This window comes from Paraburkholderia sp. EG286B (assembly GCF_040965655.1).
GTDB lineage: Bacteria > Pseudomonadota > Gammaproteobacteria > Burkholderiales > Burkholderiaceae > Paraburkholderia.
The window spans coordinates 1-255 of the sequence record NZ_JBFRCF010000226.1; the positions used below are offsets into that span (position 1 = coordinate 1).

The window sequence follows — 255 nt, forward strand, 5'->3', positions numbered from 1 at the left end:
ACCTGGCGCGGTATCTGCCGGACGGCAATCTGGAGTTCTTGGGCCGCAACGACGAGCAGGTGAAGATCCGCGGCTTCCGGATCGAGCCGGGCGAGATCGCGGCGCGGCTTGCCGAGCACGCCTTGGTACGCGAGGCGGTGGTGGTGGCGCGCGAGGACCGCCGCGGCGATAAACACCTTGTGGGCTATGTGGTGTGTGCGGCTGAAGCAGCTTCGAACGGGCCGGATGGCGTCGAGCTGGCCGGCGCGTTGCGCG

Annotated in this window: 1 pseudogene; it reads left to right on the forward strand. The window is 69.0% G+C overall.

The features are described 5' to 3' along the window. A pseudogene (locus AB4Y42_RS44540) lies at positions 1-255 on the forward strand (non-ribosomal peptide synthetase module); the annotation flags it as partial.